This window comes from Streptosporangium sp. OZ121 (assembly GCF_051918885.1).
Lineage (GTDB): Bacteria > Actinomycetota > Actinomycetes > Streptosporangiales > Streptosporangiaceae > Streptosporangium.
On record NZ_JBPXMC010000053.1, the window covers coordinates 1 to 14,745 of the forward strand.

At 68.9% G+C, this 14,745-nt stretch carries 11 protein-coding genes; 8 read left to right on the forward strand and 3 right to left on the reverse strand.

Annotation, left to right across the window (positions count from 1 at the left end):
* The first annotated feature begins 210 nt into the window (after positions 1 to 210).
* Complete coding sequence (locus ACTOQ1_RS41905) at positions 211 to 1,575, forward strand: extracellular catalytic domain type 1 short-chain-length polyhydroxyalkanoate depolymerase (RefSeq protein WP_440074026.1); 1,365 nt, start codon at positions 211 to 213, stop codon at positions 1,573 to 1,575.
* Between the two features lie 634 nt (positions 1,576 to 2,209).
* Here ACTOQ1_RS41905 and ACTOQ1_RS41910 read toward each other — a convergent pair.
* Positions 2,210 to 2,953 carry a FadR/GntR family transcriptional regulator gene (locus ACTOQ1_RS41910; RefSeq protein WP_440074028.1) on the reverse strand — a complete coding sequence of 248 codons (744 nt, stop codon included), beginning with the start codon at positions 2,951 to 2,953 and terminating at the stop codon, positions 2,210 to 2,212.
* Positions 2,954 to 3,854: 901 nt separating this feature from the next.
* Here ACTOQ1_RS41910 and ACTOQ1_RS41915 point away from each other — a divergent pair.
* The 3 genes from ACTOQ1_RS41915 (at position 3,855) to ACTOQ1_RS41925 (ending at position 8,433) form a co-directional block, all read left to right on the forward strand.
* Positions 3,855 to 5,216 (forward strand): lectin, encoded by a 1,362-nt coding sequence (locus ACTOQ1_RS41915; RefSeq protein WP_440074030.1) that lies wholly within the window; start codon positions 3,855 to 3,857, stop codon positions 5,214 to 5,216.
* A 240-nt stretch (positions 5,217 to 5,456) separates the two neighbouring features.
* On the forward strand, positions 5,457 to 7,841 hold the full coding sequence (locus tag ACTOQ1_RS41920) for a ricin-type beta-trefoil lectin domain protein (RefSeq protein ID WP_440074032.1): 2,385 nt from the start codon (positions 5,457 to 5,459) through the stop codon (positions 7,839 to 7,841).
* Between the two features lie 208 nt (positions 7,842 to 8,049).
* Positions 8,050 to 8,433, forward strand: a complete 384-nt coding sequence (locus tag ACTOQ1_RS41925) for a hypothetical protein (protein WP_440074034.1) — start codon at positions 8,050 to 8,052, stop codon at positions 8,431 to 8,433.
* A gap of 80 nt (positions 8,434 to 8,513) precedes the next feature.
* On the opposite strand, the gene ACTOQ1_RS41930 is transcribed toward ACTOQ1_RS41925, so the two are convergent.
* On the reverse strand, positions 8,514 to 9,362 hold the full coding sequence (locus ACTOQ1_RS41930; RefSeq protein WP_440074036.1) for a fumarylacetoacetate hydrolase family protein: 849 nt from the start codon (positions 9,360 to 9,362) through the stop codon (positions 8,514 to 8,516).
* A gap of 114 nt (positions 9,363 to 9,476) precedes the next feature.
* Positions 9,477 to 10,247 carry a FadR/GntR family transcriptional regulator gene (locus ACTOQ1_RS41935; RefSeq protein WP_440074037.1) on the reverse strand — a complete coding sequence of 257 codons (771 nt, stop codon included), beginning with the start codon at positions 10,245 to 10,247 and terminating at the stop codon, positions 9,477 to 9,479.
* Positions 10,248 to 10,386: 139 nt separating this feature from the next.
* On the opposite strand from ACTOQ1_RS41935, the gene ACTOQ1_RS41940 reads away from it, so the two are divergent.
* From ACTOQ1_RS41940 to ACTOQ1_RS41955, 4 genes are all read left to right on the forward strand, one after another.
* Positions 10,387 to 11,661 carry an ABC transporter substrate-binding protein gene (locus ACTOQ1_RS41940; RefSeq protein WP_440074038.1) on the forward strand — a complete coding sequence of 425 codons (1,275 nt, stop codon included), beginning with the start codon at positions 10,387 to 10,389 and terminating at the stop codon, positions 11,659 to 11,661.
* A gap of 163 nt (positions 11,662 to 11,824) precedes the next feature.
* On the forward strand, positions 11,825 to 12,652 hold the full coding sequence (locus tag ACTOQ1_RS41945) for a carbohydrate ABC transporter permease (RefSeq protein WP_440074039.1): 828 nt from the start codon (positions 11,825 to 11,827) through the stop codon (positions 12,650 to 12,652).
* Complete coding sequence (locus ACTOQ1_RS41950; protein WP_440074041.1) at positions 12,652 to 13,479, forward strand: carbohydrate ABC transporter permease; 828 nt, start codon at positions 12,652 to 12,654, stop codon at positions 13,477 to 13,479. The genes ACTOQ1_RS41945 and ACTOQ1_RS41950 overlap by 1 nt, the downstream gene beginning before the upstream one ends.
* Before the next feature lies 1 nt (position 13,480).
* Entirely contained in the window at positions 13,481 to 14,698 is a 1,218-nt protein-coding gene (locus tag ACTOQ1_RS41955) for a mandelate racemase/muconate lactonizing enzyme family protein (protein ID WP_440074043.1), read from the forward strand.
* The last annotated feature ends 47 nt before the right edge of the window (positions 14,699 to 14,745 follow it).

Sequence of the window (14,745 nt, forward strand, 5' to 3'; positions counted from 1 at the left end):
CCCTACCGGCCCGGCCTGCTCACACTCCAGCGCTAAGGCACATGGACCCGCTGACCCAGACCGGCTCCACCTGCTGACCTTCCTTCCGTCCTGACGAGGGGACCTCCGGTGCGGCGCGACCCGCCGCACCGGAGGTTTCGGCTTGAGCCCAGACAGGGCGAGCCGTCAGCGGAGTGGCTGGAGGCGCCCCGGCAATCGAAAGGACATGATGTGAGACGAAGGCTCAGGGCCATGCTGGCGGCCGGCGCCTTACCCCTGTTGATCGCGGGCCTGCTCCTGGCGGTCCGGCCCGCCGCGGCCGCGTCGCTGACCCAGGTGACCAACTTCGGTAACAACCCGACGAACCTCAACATGTACATCTACGTGCCGGACAGGGTCGCGGCACGGCCGGCGATGCTGGTCATGGTCCACTACTGCACGGGCACGGCCGGCGGAGTCTTCAACAGCGTCGGGCGTGACTACGTGACCGCGGCGGACCGGTACGGGTACATCATCGTGGTCCCCGAGGCCACCCGGGAAGGACGCTGCTTCGACGTCTCCACCCCTGCCGCGCTCAGGCGCGACGGCGGCGGTGATTCCACCGGCATCATGTCCATGGCCACGTGGGCCCGGCAGCGCCACAACGTCGACCCCGCCCGCATCGTGGTCAGTGGCTTCTCCTCCGGCGCGATGATGACCAACGTGCTCGCCGCCCAGTACCCGGACGTGTTCTCGGCCGCCGCGGCGTTCTCCGGCGTCCCCGCCGGGTGCTTCGCCACCACCAACGGATCGCTGTGGAACAGCCAGTGCTCCGGCGGGAACCTCATCAAGACCCCGCAGCAGTGGGGCGACCAGGCGCGGGCGATGTATCCCGGATACACCGGCCGCTATCCCCGGATGCAACTGTGGCACGGCAGCACCGACACCACGCTCGCCTACCCCAACTTCGGCGAAGAGATCAAGCAGTGGACCAACCTGCACGGATCGAGCCAGACACCGGCGTTCACCGACAGCCCTCGGTCGGGTGTGACCAGGACCCGGTACGGTGCCACCACGACCCAGGCTCCCGTCGAGGCGTTCAGCTTCGCGGGCTACGGCCACTCCCTGCCGCTGGACGGCATGTTCCCCCACGCCATCACGTTCCTCGGCCTCGACGGCGGCGCGGACCCGTCGCCGTCGCCCACTCCGACGGTGACTCCGACGCCGGGAACGGCGGGGGCGATCCGGGGTGTGGGCTCGGGCAGGTGTGTCGACGTGAGCGGCGTCTCCCAGGCCAACGGCGCCGCGGTGCAGATCTGGGACTGCAACGGCCAGACCAACCAGCAGTGGGCGACGACCGGCGCGAGTGAGCTGCGGGTCTACGGCAACAAGTGCCTGGACGTGGCCAACCAGAGCACCGCCAACGGCGCCCTGGTCCAGATCTGGGACTGCAACGGGCAGAACAACCAGAAGTGGCGCCTGAACGCCGACGGCACCATCACCGCCATCGGCGCGAACAAGTGCCTGGACGTGCCCAACAGCGCCACCGCCAACGGCACCAGACTCGCCATCTGGGACTGCAACGGCGGAAACAACCAGCGCTGGACCCGAACCTGACCCCACCGAGCGGAACCCGCCCGGGGTGGTCGGTGTCCCGGGCGGGTTCTTCACCTGGTCGATCTGAGCCGATCGGCGGGAAGCTCGCGCGGACCGGTTCGACGCGGAGGGCCGTCGAGGCCGGTCCCCGGAGGTATGGCGGCGTTTCCGGTGGATCGGGTGGTGTCGCCGAACGCGAAGAGGGCGGATGCCGGTAACGCTCGCATCCGTCAACCGGGCCGGACAGAGCGTCTGGGGCGGGACGCTCGGCCCGAGTTACTTTGTTAGCGCTCACATAAGTTCATCGAGACCTGTCCTCTGCCCGGCGGGCTTGGTCGTGGGTGGTGCGGCAGAGTAGACACGAAGTGAGGAAGGCCTGTCAAGAATCAGGAAGGTCTCGCGTTCCGGGCGTTTGCCCGGCGCCGGGTCCCATCTGCTTCCATCAAATGGCGCTCGCTCTTCCCGGAGGCGCGGTGCGGTGAAACTTTCACCCGTGGCCGTCCCCGCGACGGCCGGGCGGCCCCTCGCTCTTTTCCTCCCGAGCAGAGCGGCCATCGGCGCACGTGGTGCTCGCCGCGGGCGTCCGGCGCGACGGCGTCGGGCGTGTCCTGGCGGCGCCGTGCCCGTACCACCCGCGTGATCCGCTCGCGGGAGATCAATCGGCCGGCGAGAAGATGCGCTGCTGGATCTCTCTGCGGTAGTCGTCCAGCGTGTTGTCGATGTGTGTCGCCGCGGCCTGGGCCGCCGCTTCCGGGTCTCCGGCGCGGATGGCCTGGTAGATGGCGTCGTGTTCCTCGACGGCCTTGGCCGCGTGCCCGCCCACCGAGCCGCGCAGTCCGATGAGGTTGGACTGGGCCTGCAGCCGGCGGGCCTCCCGCACCGCTATCTGGAGGAACATGTTGTGCGAGGCTGTCGCGATGGCGGTGTGGAAGGCGTCATCGCCCTCGTTGAACAGATCCTCGCGTCCGATGTCGAACCCGTAGCGGCACACCCCGGCCGACTTCTCGATGTCTCCCAGCTCAGCCGGGGTGGCACGGCGGGCGGCCAGCCGGCTGGTCTCCATCTCCTGAGCCCGGCGGAACTCGAAGAGCATGTAGATGTGGTCCAGGTCGGTGGGCAGGAAGAAGGACGCCCAGCGTCCGGTGCCGAGCATCCCCTCGTCGTCGGCCACGTAGAGGCCGCGGCCCTTCTGGGCGCGCACCCGGCCGAGCGCCGAGAGGATCTTCACCGCCTCGCGCACGACGGTCCGGCTCGTGCCCAGCTGCCGGGCCAGCTCGTTCTCGGTGGGCATGCGGTCGCCGGGCCGCAGGCGCAACCGACTGATCAGCTCCAGCACCTGCTCCGCGGCCACCTCGTAGCCCGGCCGGTACACGCCTTCCGCACGCGGAATATCGACCACGCCGCTCCCTCCCTGCCACCGCCTCCTCAAGGGTACGACCAACCGGGGCCCAGATCAGCAGCAATCCTCGCAACCTACCTGACATAGAGTGCTACACATCTGTCGCGGCACGGAATCCGCGAACCGGCCGAGGGAAAGAGCAAGCCTTCCAACTGCGCTTATGCTCGAAAGAGTTCCCACTCTGACAATGGTCCGCTTGTGAGGAGTCAGAAATAAGTGGGCTTAAGGTCTTGACGCGCCTCAGCGTGAGGAACGTAATTAGTAGCTAAGTCTCCGGGACGCCTCCTATCGGGGGTCTCCTCCTTGGCTGGACCGCATCTGGAGTGGGGCACTCCGCGGCGGTCGTGCATCGTGACCCGACCGTCTCGACTCACGCAGTCCCTCAGATCACCCCCCTCGCGGTACCACTCGCCGGACACCGCGACATGTCTGGAGAATCATGTGAGCGATCGGAACCAGCCGCGCGGACGCGCCCGACACTGCGGCGACCGGCTGCCGGCGCCGGGCGTGGGGCGGCACTCGCCGCGCTCGCCGGCCGTGCCGCCGCCATGAGGGCGGTCGCGGACGGCCCACGCGGGTCAACGGCGGCGAGCCGGCGGCGCGGTCGGACCTCACCGGGCGGCTCGCGGCCGAGCCGTACCGGCGGAAGCCACCGGAGGTAAGGACGGACATCGTCGTCCACGACGGTGACGCGAACGGTTCCGCACCAGTTCGCACCAGGACGCGGTTGTCCGGCGACACCGGCAAGAACCGGCCAGACGTGGTGTTCGGCGCGGGCACCGGCGAAACGGCGTTGAGCCGCCACACCGGCCGGCTGAGACTCCTACCCCCCAATGAAGGAGAACCAAGTGGTTTCCCCATCCAGACATGTCGACGTTCCCACCCCAGGGGGAGTCGCGTGATGTTGAAGCAGAGATCCTTCTTCGGAGCGATCGCGGCCGCGGCGCTTCTCGTCCTGTCCACGGGTCACGCGGCACTGAGCAACAGCGTCGGCGCGACCACGTCGTCCACGGGCACCGCCGCCCTCGCGCCGACCGCCGGGTGCGGCAAGGCCCCGGCGCTGGCGAGTGGCACGCACACCATCCAGAGCGGGGGCAAGACCCGCTCCTACATCCTGAGACTCCCCGACAACTACAACAACAACACGCCCTACCGGGTGTTCTTCGGGTTCCACTGGCGGGGCGGCACGATGAACGAGATCGACTCGGGCGGCACCAGCGGCTACCCCTGGTCCTTCTACGGCATGCGGCAGCAGTCGAACAACAACGGGATCTTCGTCGCGCCCCAGGGCATCGGCAACGGCTGGGCCAACTCCAACAACGAGGACATCACCCTCGTCGACGACCTGAACAGGCTGCTCGACGCCTCCCTGTGCGTCGACACCACGCAGCGCTTCGCCATGGGCTTCAGCTACGGCGGCGGGATGAGCTACTCGCTCGCGTGCAGCAGGGCGACGGTCTTCCGCGCGGTCGCGGTCTACGCCGGCGCGCAGCTCAGCGGGTGCAGCGGCGGCAACGACCCCATCGCGTACATGGGACTCCACGGCATCAGCGACAACGTCCTCAACATCTCCCAGGGACGGTCGCTGCGTGACAGGTTCGTCAGGAACAACGGCTGTACCGCCCAGAACCCGCCCGAGCCGGGGTCGGGCAGCAGGACGCACATCACCACCACCTACTCGGGCTGCCGGGCCGGGTATCCGGTCGTGTGGGCCGCCTTCGACAACGGTCACATGCCCGGTCCAGTGGACGGGACCTACGCCGAGAGCGGCATCACGACCTGGACCAAGGGCGAGGTGTGGAGGTTCTTCTCGCAGTTCGGGAGCGACCCCAACCCCACGCCGACTCCGACTCCGACGGTGACTCCGACGCCGGGAACGGCGGGGGCGATCCGGGGTGTGGGCTCGGGCAGGTGTGTCGACGTGAGCGGCGTCTCCCAGGCCAACGGCGCCGCGGTGCAGATCTGGGACTGCAACGGCCAGACCAACCAGCAGTGGGCGACGACCGGCGCGAGTGAGCTGCGGGTCTACGGCAACAAGTGCCTGGACGTGGCCAACCAGAGCACCGCCAACGGCGCCCTGGTCCAGATCTGGGACTGCAACGGGCAGAACAACCAGAAGTGGCGCCTCAACGCCGACGGCACCATCACCGCCATCGGCGCGAACAAGTGCCTGGACGTGCCCAACAACGCCACCGCCAACGGCACCAGACTCGCCATCTGGGACTGCAACGGCGGAAACAACCAGCGCTGGACCCGGACCTGACCCCTTTTCCGAACCTCTGAGACACCTTCAGGATCCCTCGCCGGGGAAAGCATCGTCCCGGCGAGGGATCCCCTTCCACGGCAGGAGCACTTTCACATGCCTGACCGCCCCGGGGCGCAGCCGTCCGCACCTGGACGGCTGCGCCCCGGGCGGTGCGAGGACCGGCGCCGCAGCCGCCGGACCGGCTCCGATGGGACGTTCCGCCGGCCACTCCCCCACCCCCCGACACAAGGAAGTCCCGTGTTTGAATTCTCGTACTCCGCGATGCGGAGACTGATGCTGGCCGGAGCCGCCGCGATAGGGCTGACCGCCGCGGCCGCCCTGGTGGCGCCGGTCTCGCCCGCCTCGGCGGCCACCACGACCCTCTACGCCTCCCCTTCCGGTAGCGGCACCACCTGCTCCGCCGCCCAGCCGTGCTCGCTGCCCGCCGCGCAGACCGCGGTGCGGGCGCTCACCGGGGCGATGTCCGGTGACATCGTCGTGGAGCTGGCCGGCGGGACGTACCGCCTCTCCGCGCCGCTCCGGCTGACCGCCGCCGACTCCGGCAACAACGGCTACACCGTCAAATGGCAGGCCGCCGCGGGCGCCCGTCCCGTGATCAGCGGCGCGAGGGCGGTCACCGGCTGGTCGCTCGCCGACTCCGGGAAGAACATCTGGCGGGCCGACGTCGGCACCGGGACCGACACCCGGCAGCTGTACGTCAACGGCGCCATCGCCACCCGCGCCCGCACCCAGGTGAACCGGGCGGACTTCACCGCGAACAGCAGTGGCCTGTCCTTCACCAACGGGGCCCTGGGCTACCTGAACAACCTCGCCAACAAGAGCCGGGTCCAGGTGGAGAGCGTCGGCTCGTTCACGGACCGGTACGTGTCGGTGCAGAACATCACCGGGAACTTCATCGCGATGCAGCAGCCCGGCTGGAGCAACAACAACTTCGGGTACGACACCTTCACCAGCCCGCACCGGGCGGGCCCGCTCTACCTGAGCAACGCGTACGAGTTCCTCGACTCGCCGGGCGAGTGGTACATCGAACCCTGGACCGGCACGCTCTTCTACATCCCGCTCTCCGGGCAGAACATGAGCAGCGTCAGCGTGGAGCTGCCGGTGCTGCAGTCGCTGGTGAACGTCGGGGGCACCTACGACGCGCCCGCGCACCACATCGCCTTCACCGGCATCACGTTCACCGGCACGACCTGGATGGCGCCGAGCGGCAACCAGGGCTACGTGGACCAGCAGACCGGCGTCTACATGGCCGGCAACTGGAGCTGGCCCGCCTTCACCTCCTGTCACAACGGCTGCCCGCAGTTCGAGGCCACCCGGCCGAACTGGTACCAGATGCCCGCCGCCGTGCAGGTGTCCGCCGCCAACAACGTCACCTTCAGCGACTCGCAGTTCTTCAACCTGGGGCAGACGGCCATCGGCATCGGCAACGACGCCAACGGTCACGCCAGCGGTGTCGGCCTGGGCGCGAGCAACATCACCGTCACCCGCTCCGAGATCGCCCGTAACTCGGCCGGCGGCATCGTGGTCGGCGGCGTGCGCGCCGACGCCCACCACCCCGGCGACCAGCGGATGGTCAACCGGAACATCACCGTCAGCAACAACCGCATCCACGACCTCGGCGTGGAGTACCGGGGCATCGTCTCGGTCCTGACCACCTACGTCAGCACCGCCACCGTCACCAACAACGAGGTCTACAACATGCCCTACACCGGCATGTCGATCGGGTACGGCTGGGGCGCCAACGACGCCGGCGGCAGCGAGCACTACGCCGGCCGCGGCCTGTACAACTACCAGCCGCGCTACACCACGGCCACCACCGCGTCCAACAACCGGCTCTCCGGCAACTACGTGCACGACGTCATGCAGCAGATGAACGACGGCGGATGCATCTACACGCTGTCGGCGAACCCGGGCGGGCTGATCAGCGACAACTACTGCCTGCGGACCAACGGCTACTTCGGCGTCTACTTCGACGAGGGCTCCCGGTACTACACCGCCCGCAACAACGTATTCTCCTCCACCGGTACCTGGGCCACCGCTAACTACTGGTACGCCGAGAACATGGGGAACTTCACCGTCACCGGCAACTGGTCGACCAACGGCAGCACCAACGTGACCAACGGCGACCGCGGCAACGTCGTCAACAACAACGTCACGGTCACCAACGGCAACTGGCCCTCGGGCGCCCAGGCCGTGATGGCGGCCGCCGGGCCCCAGGGAAGCACCCCCCAGCAGGGCGTGCAGCTCGTCGGGGTCCAGTCGAACCGCTGCCTCGACGTCACCGGCGCCAGCACCGCCAACGGGACCCAGACGCAGCTGTGGGACTGCGGCACCGGCACCAACCAGCGCTGGACCCAGACCTCGGGCAAGCAGCTGCAGGTGTACGGCAACAAGTGCCTGGACGCCTACGGGCAGGGCACCGCCAACGGCACCCAGGTGATCATCTGGGACTGCAACGGCGGTACCAACCAGCAGTGGAACGTCAACGCCGACGGCACCATCACCGGCGTGCAGTCCGGTAAGTGCCTGGAGGCGAGCAACTTCGGGACCGGCAACGGGACCAGGGTGCAGCTGTGGTCCTGCACCGGCACGAGCAGCCAGAAATGGACCCTGCGCAGCTGATCCAGCCGTCTCATCCCTTCGCCGGGGCGGGTCCACCGCCCCGGCGAAGGCCATCGCCCGGACGCCCCGGCCGCGGAAGGCCGGGGCGAGGGGATGCCGCCCCGGACGAACTCACCGGTCCGGGGCGGCCTGGGGGACGTCGCCGCCGGAACGCGGTGCCGGACATCCTCCACCCCGCTGACACCACCGACACGAGGGAAAGCGCCGCATGAGCACGCCAGGCGACATCGACGACCTTCTGCTGCATCTGGAACGCGAAGGACTCGTCCTCCATCTCGGCGTCGGTGACGCCACCGTGTGGTTCGCCGCCGAGTTCCGCGAGCGCATGATCGCCGAACGGCTGGCGATGCTGCCGGACGAGCCCCTGGTGAGCGTCGCCACGGCCGCCGCGGTGCTCAACGTCCCGCACTCCCATGTCATCGCCGAGGTCCACGCCGCCACCCTGGCCGGCCACGACAGCGGCCGGCAGGTCCGGGTGCGGCGCGAGGCCCTGGTGCGGCGCATCACCACCCTGGGCCTGCCCCACCCGGCTCCCTCAGCCGAGCCCTCGAACCTCCCCGACAGCCCTACGCGGGGAAACGCGCGTCCGTAGCCGCCGACCTCATCTGGAGCGCTCCCGTGCCCGCCCCCTCCCACGCACCTCCGCGCGCCCGGGGAGCGTTTCGTCCGCTCTCACGCCTGCCCCATCCGCTGGCGCTGGCGGCCGAGGCCGTCGATCTCGACTTCGACCACGTCGCCCGCGCGCAGGTACGCCTCCGGGCCGATGCCGAGGGCGACCCCGGCGGGGGTGCCGGTGTTCACCACGTCTCCCGGCTCCAGGACCATGAACTGACTGAGGTACCAGATCACGTGATGAACGCCGAAGATCTGATTCTTGGTGCTGCCGTTCTGGCGGAGCCGCCCGTTGACCCACAGGCGCAGGCCGAGCGCCTGCGGATCGCCCACCTCGTCCGGCGTGACCAGCCACGGGCCCAGCGGGTTGAACGTCTCGCACGACTTGCCCTTGTCCCACTGGCCGCCGCGTTCGTTCTGGAACTCCCGCTCGGAGACGTCGTTCGCGATCGCGTATCCGGCGATCACGCCCGCCGCCTCCTCCGGGGAGGACAGGTAGCGGGCCGTGCCGCCGAGGACCACCGCCAGTTCGACCTCGTAGTCGGTCTTCACGCTGCCGCGCGGCACCAGGACCTCGTCCTCGGGGCCGACGACCGTGTTGGGCGCCTTCATGAAGACCACCGGCTCGGCGGGGATGGGGGCGCCGGTCTCCTCCGCGTGGTCGGAGTAGTTCAGCCCGATACAGATGATCTTCCCCGGCCTGGCCACCGGAGCGCCGATCCGCTCGTACGGTCCGGCCTCGGGCAGGCCGCCCTCGGCGAGGGCGGAACGTACCCGCTCGACGCCTCCCCCGGCGAGGAACGCGCCGTCGATGTCGGCCGTCAGCGCCGACAGGTCCAGCGCCCTGCCGTCGGGTCCCATGACGCAGGGCCGCTCCTGGCCCGGCCGACCCACCCGAAACAGTTTCACGAAACGCCTTCTTCCACTTGGTTCACAGGCATGCCCAGCGGGCCGAGCCTGGCGGATTCATCGGATCGAAGTAAAGTCACTGGACGCCGCGTCCTGGTCGAGCGGGATTCGCGTTCAACGCTCCAGGCGCACGGGCTCGTCCGGCCCGCCGCGGCGGACGAGCCAGGCGTCGGTGATGTGCTTGAACATCGCCTCGGCGGCCCCGGCGGGGTCGTGGGCGGCGATGCGCTCGTAGATGCGGCGATGGCCGAGGTTGGACGCCACGCACAGGGCCCGCTGGGGCTGGCCCATGTAGCGGGCGGTGTTGATGACCTGGCTCTCCAGGGCCCGCACCACGCCACGGGCGATACGGTTGCCGGACGCCTGCATGATCACGTCGTGGAAGGCGCGGTCGTGATCGGCGTACGTGACATGGTCGTCCACGAGCTCGTCCATCCGGTCCACCAGCGCGCGCAGCCGGTCGACGGTGTCCTGATCCGCGAGGCGGGCGGCGAAGTTCGCCATGTCGGACTCCAGCACGCGCCGGGTGACGACGAGGTCGTCGAGGATCGCCAGGCTCTCGTCCTCGGCGATGGTCGCCGCGAGGACATGCTCGTCGAGCATGTCCCACATCGTCGGCGGGGTGACGATGGTGCCGCTGCCCTGGCGGATCTGCACCAGCCCCTTCTCCTGAAGGATCTTCACCGCCTCGCGGATGACGGTCCGGCTCACCGAGAAGGTGTCGCAGAGCGCGGGCTCGGCGGGCAGCGGCGTGCCCGGCGGGTGCGCTCCGCGAACGATGCGCTCCACCAGCTCCGCCGTCACCGCCCTGGCGAGGTTGGCCGGCCGTCGCACCCAGGCCGGGGGTGGCGCCACGCTCGGCGGCGATTCCTGCGATGCCGTCATATCTCCTCCGGTGCCGCGGGCGGCGCCACATTTCGACATCAGTATATGTCACGTGTATTGACGTCAGACGTCATACGAATTACGTTTCGCCTCACATCGCGGCCGGGCGAGCCGGCCGTCCTCTGGAGAGTGAACAGCAATGAAGCAGCGAACACTGTGGTCCGCCCTCTTGGTCGCCGGACTGGCCTTAACCGGCTGCGGAAGCGCCAGCCCTCCCGCGTCGTCGCCGAGCGACTCCGGCAAGGTCACGAAGCTCTTGGTCTGGGACTGGAAATCCGGTGACGCGGCCGCGGCCTCCTATATCCAGAAGGCGAAGGACGACTTCGCCAAGAAGCACCCCGGCGTCACGGTCGAGTTCGTGGCCCAGCCGTTCGACCAGTACTACACCCTGCTGGGCGCGGCCATCCAGTCCGGCACGGGACCGGACGTCATGCTCTTCAACGGAGGCGGCCAGATCCGCGACCGCGTGGACTCGCTCCTCCCCCTCGACCAGTACGTCGCCGAGGACAAGCAGCGCCTGGCGGGCTGGGACGCGTTCAGCAAGGACGGCAAGATCTACGGCGCGCCGGTGACGTTGCAGGGCCACCCGATCTACTACAACAAGACGCTGTACGAGAAGGCGGGACTCGACCCGGCCAGCCCCGCCACGACGTGGAAGGAGTTCGTCGACGACTGCGGCACCATCAAGCAGAAGACCGGGGCCGACTGCTTCGCGCTCGGCAACAAGGAGGGAGCCGGCATCCAGTTCTTCATGTCGGGCCTCGGCTCGAGCATCCTGACGGCGCAGGAGTACGACGACTGGATCGCCGGGAAGCGCGCCTGGGACTCCCCCAACGTGAAGCAGATCTTCAAGCTGTGGAAGGACGCCGGCGACTCGGGGCTGAACAACAAGGGAGGCAACTCGACCGCGATGTTCAACGACGCCTTCACGATCTTCAACTCCGGCAAGGCCGCCCACATCATCGGGCTGATGTCGGACATCGGGCACTGGAAGGACTTCAGCGAGTTCCTGGGGAACGACAAGGTCGGCGTCATGTCGTCCCCGGTCGTCACCAGCGGAACCACCCCGAGCCTCGCCTACGACGGCGGCATCGGCTACGCGGTCGCGAAGTGGGCCAAGGACCCGAAGATGGCCTCCGACATGGTGCGGTCGCTGACCACGACCGACGCCCTGACCTCCTTCTACTCCGACGCCGGCGCGATCGCGTCCGACACCACGATCGACGTGTCGCAGGGCCCCGTGGCCGTCGGCACGATCGTGTCGCAGCTCAAGGAGGGCAAGCCCGCCCTGCACGTCGCGTTGTCCTCGAAGACCCTGGACCTGATGGGAAGGCTTTCCCAGCAGCTCCTGAGCGGATCGGCGACCGTCGACGAGGTGGTGGAGCAGCTGGCCGCCTCGGATCGGGCGAGCTGATCCCGTGCCGATCCGAGATTCGTCTCCGTTGGTCCGCCCGGTCGACTCCGGGCGGACCGGCGGGGGAGAGACGAGGCGGCGGGCACGTCCCGGTGACCCCGGGACCGTTTCCCGTCCGGCCTCCCGCACGTGGCGTTCCGACCGTCTCGCGCCCTACGTTCTGGTGGCTCCGGCCCTGCTGATCATCGTGGCGCTGCGGCTGTGGCCGCTGCTGCTGGGCGTCAACTTCTCCTTCACGGGCGACGGCGAGCGCAACGGGATGATGGTCGGCCTCGACAACTACCTGGAGATGTTCCAGGACGCGACGTTCCAGAGCGCGCTGCGCAACGTCGGGCTGCTGGTGCTGCTGCTTCCGGTGGCGGTGGCCATCCCGGGCCTGCTGGCGACGTTCATCTACCTGCGCGTGCCCGGGCACCGTGTCTTCCGCAGCGTCTACTTCTTCCCGGCCGTGCTATCGCCGGTGATCGTCGGCGCGATCTTCAACCTGATGCTCGCCTACGACGGCCCGTTGAACACCGTCCTGGCGACGATCGGTCTCGGCCCGGTCGACTGGCTCGGCGACCCGGACGTCGCCATGTTCGCGGTCGTCGGCGTGCACATCTGGGCGACGTTCGGGATGGCCCTGGTGGTGTTCCTCGCCGGATTCGCCACCCTGGACCCCGCGCTCCTGGACGCGGCCAGGGTGGACGGCGCGTCGCTCCCCCAGATCATCTGGCATGTGATCATCCCGGGTCTGACCCGCACCATCCAGTTCGTCTTCGTGACCACGATGATCGGGATGCTGACGTCCATGTTCGGCCTGCTGTACGTCATGACCAGCGGAGGGCCCGAGGGGTCCACCTACCTGCCGGAGTACTACGTCTGGATCCAGCAGGGACAGATGAACCGCCCCGCGCTCGCCTCGGCCGCGTCGACGGTCCTCTTCCTCATCATGCTCGTGGTGGGGCTCATGCAGATCAGCGTGCTCCGCCGCGCCGGAAGGGAGGACTGATGTCCGGCAGCCGCCTGACCAAGTGGGTGGTCGCCGTTCCGATGGTGCTCCTCGCGCTGGCGACGATCTACCCCCTCGTGTTCACCACCAACGTCGCCATGAAGACCCGGCGTGAGTACGTCCTCGACCGGTTCTCCCCGACGACCTCCCTGCAGTGGGACAACATCGTCACCGCGTGGACCAGCGTCGGCATGGCACGATACTTCGCCAACTCGCTCATCGTGGTGACGATCTCGGTGATCCTCCTGCTGCTCCTCGGGTCGATGGCGGGATTCGCGCTGAGCCAGCTGCGGTTTCGCGGTTCCAAGGCGCTTTTCCTGGGCTGTCTCGCGGCCCTGTTCATCCCGTTTCAGGTGATCATGGTGCCGCTCGCCCGGGTGATGGCGGACAGCGGCCTCATCGACACCTACCCGGGACTGATCCTGGCCTACGTCGCGCAGTTCCTCCCCTTCACGATCTTCCTGATGACGAGTTACTACAAGACCGTTCCAGGGGAGATCATCGACGCGGCGAGAATCGACGGGAACACGACGTACGGCGTCTACCGGCGGGTCATGCTGCCGATAGGCACTCCGGCCCTGCTGTCGGTCGGCATCCTCAATGCCCTGTTCTGCTGGAACGACGTGCTCATCTCCCTGCTGATGATGCCGTCGGCCGACCACCGCACCCTCATGGTCGGGGTCACGTCGCTGCGCGGACAGTACTCCGACGACATCCCGACCTTCGCCTCCGGGGTTCTGATCGCCGCCGTGCCCGTGTTGATGGTCTATCTCTTTCTCCAGCGGCAGATCGCCGACGGCGTCACCGCCGGTTCCACGAAGGGCTGACATGCGTATTTCGGGGTATCGCACTTTCACCACGGTCCAGGAGTGGGACCGTCCGGTCGGTGACGCCAACGGCGTCTACGCCGACGGGGTCGTTCCGGTGTCGATCATCGTCGTGGACACCGACGAGGGGATCACCGGCGTCGGCGTCGGGCCGCACGTGGAGCTGGACAACGTCTTCGCCGCCATCGAGGGCGAGGATCCGCGCGGCGTCACGGCGCTGTACGACCGCATGCTGCGGCAGACCTTCAAGGCGGGCCACGCGGGCGCGGTGTTCGGGACCATCGGCGCGCTCGACACCGCCCTGTGGGACATCAAGGCGAAGGCGGCCGGCGAGCCGCTCTGGCGCCTGCTGGGCGGGCGCGACCGGCGGGTCCCCGCCTACGCCTCGGGCCTGGACATCGGCCTGACCGACGACGAGCTCGTCTCGGTGTACGAGGTCTACGCCCGGCACGGCCTGCGGGCGGCCAAGATCAAGGGCGGCCTCGACATCGAGCGGGACCGGCACCGCCTGACGCTGGTCCGGGAGGTCCTGACCGAGGCCGGGCACGGGAAGCGGCCGGGCCTGATGCTCGACGCGAACGAGGCCTGGTCGCGCAAGCAGGCGATCCGGCACGTCTGCGAGCTCGAGCGCACCCTGGACCTCACCTGGATCGAGGAGCCCGTCCGGCGGTGGGACGCCGAGGGCCTGGCCGTCGTCGGCCGCGGGATCCGCGCGTCGGTCGCCACCGGGGAGAACCTCACCGGGCTCGAGCAGTATCGCCCGCTGCTGGCCGCGGGTGCCGTCGACATCGTCCAGACGGCCGTGGTCTGGGGGATCACCCACTTCCTGCGGGTGTCCGCCCTGGCGCACGCCCACGATCTGCCGGTCAGCCCGGTCGGCAACGTCCCGGTCGGCCTGCTGCACGCCGCGACGTCGGTGCCGAACCACATGGCCAGCGAGCTGCAGGACCTGCGCCCGCCGCTCGGGGTGTCCCTCGACCTTCACATCGAGGACGGCGCGTTCCACCTCGGGGACTCGCCCGGCCTGGGCCTCACGATCGACGAGGACGTCATCAGGGGGCTCACCCGCCGGCCGGGCACCCTGTCGGCCGACGGCCCCGGCGTCCGGCCGGAACAGGCCGGCCGGCGGCTGCTGGCGGTGACCGACAACGGTCACGTCGCGCAGCAGCGCCTGCTCGCCCCCCTGGTCATGGACGGTCAGCACCGGACGCCGAGGTGAGTCCTCCGTTCGACGCCGGCCGTCCATGACGCGTCCCTGACCGGAAG

What these genes read in the sequence shown, in the direction of transcription:
- ACTOQ1_RS41950 (WP_440074041.1), top strand. Translation starts at nt 12,652, where the DNA reads ATGTCCGGCAGCCGCCTGACCAAGTGGGTGGTCGCCGTTCCGATGGTG.
- ACTOQ1_RS41935 (WP_440074037.1), bottom strand. Translation starts at nt 10,247, where the DNA reads ATGACGGCATCGCAGGAATCGCCGCCGAGCGTGGCGCCACCCCCGGCC.
- ACTOQ1_RS41915 (WP_440074030.1), top strand. Translation starts at nt 3,855, where the DNA reads ATGTTGAAGCAGAGATCCTTCTTCGGAGCGATCGCGGCCGCGGCGCTT.
- ACTOQ1_RS41955 (WP_440074043.1), top strand. Translation starts at nt 13,481, where the DNA reads ATGCGTATTTCGGGGTATCGCACTTTCACCACGGTCCAGGAGTGGGAC.
- ACTOQ1_RS41925 (WP_440074034.1), top strand. Translation starts at nt 8,050, where the DNA reads ATGAGCACGCCAGGCGACATCGACGACCTTCTGCTGCATCTGGAACGC.
- ACTOQ1_RS41940 (WP_440074038.1), top strand. Translation starts at nt 10,387, where the DNA reads ATGAAGCAGCGAACACTGTGGTCCGCCCTCTTGGTCGCCGGACTGGCC.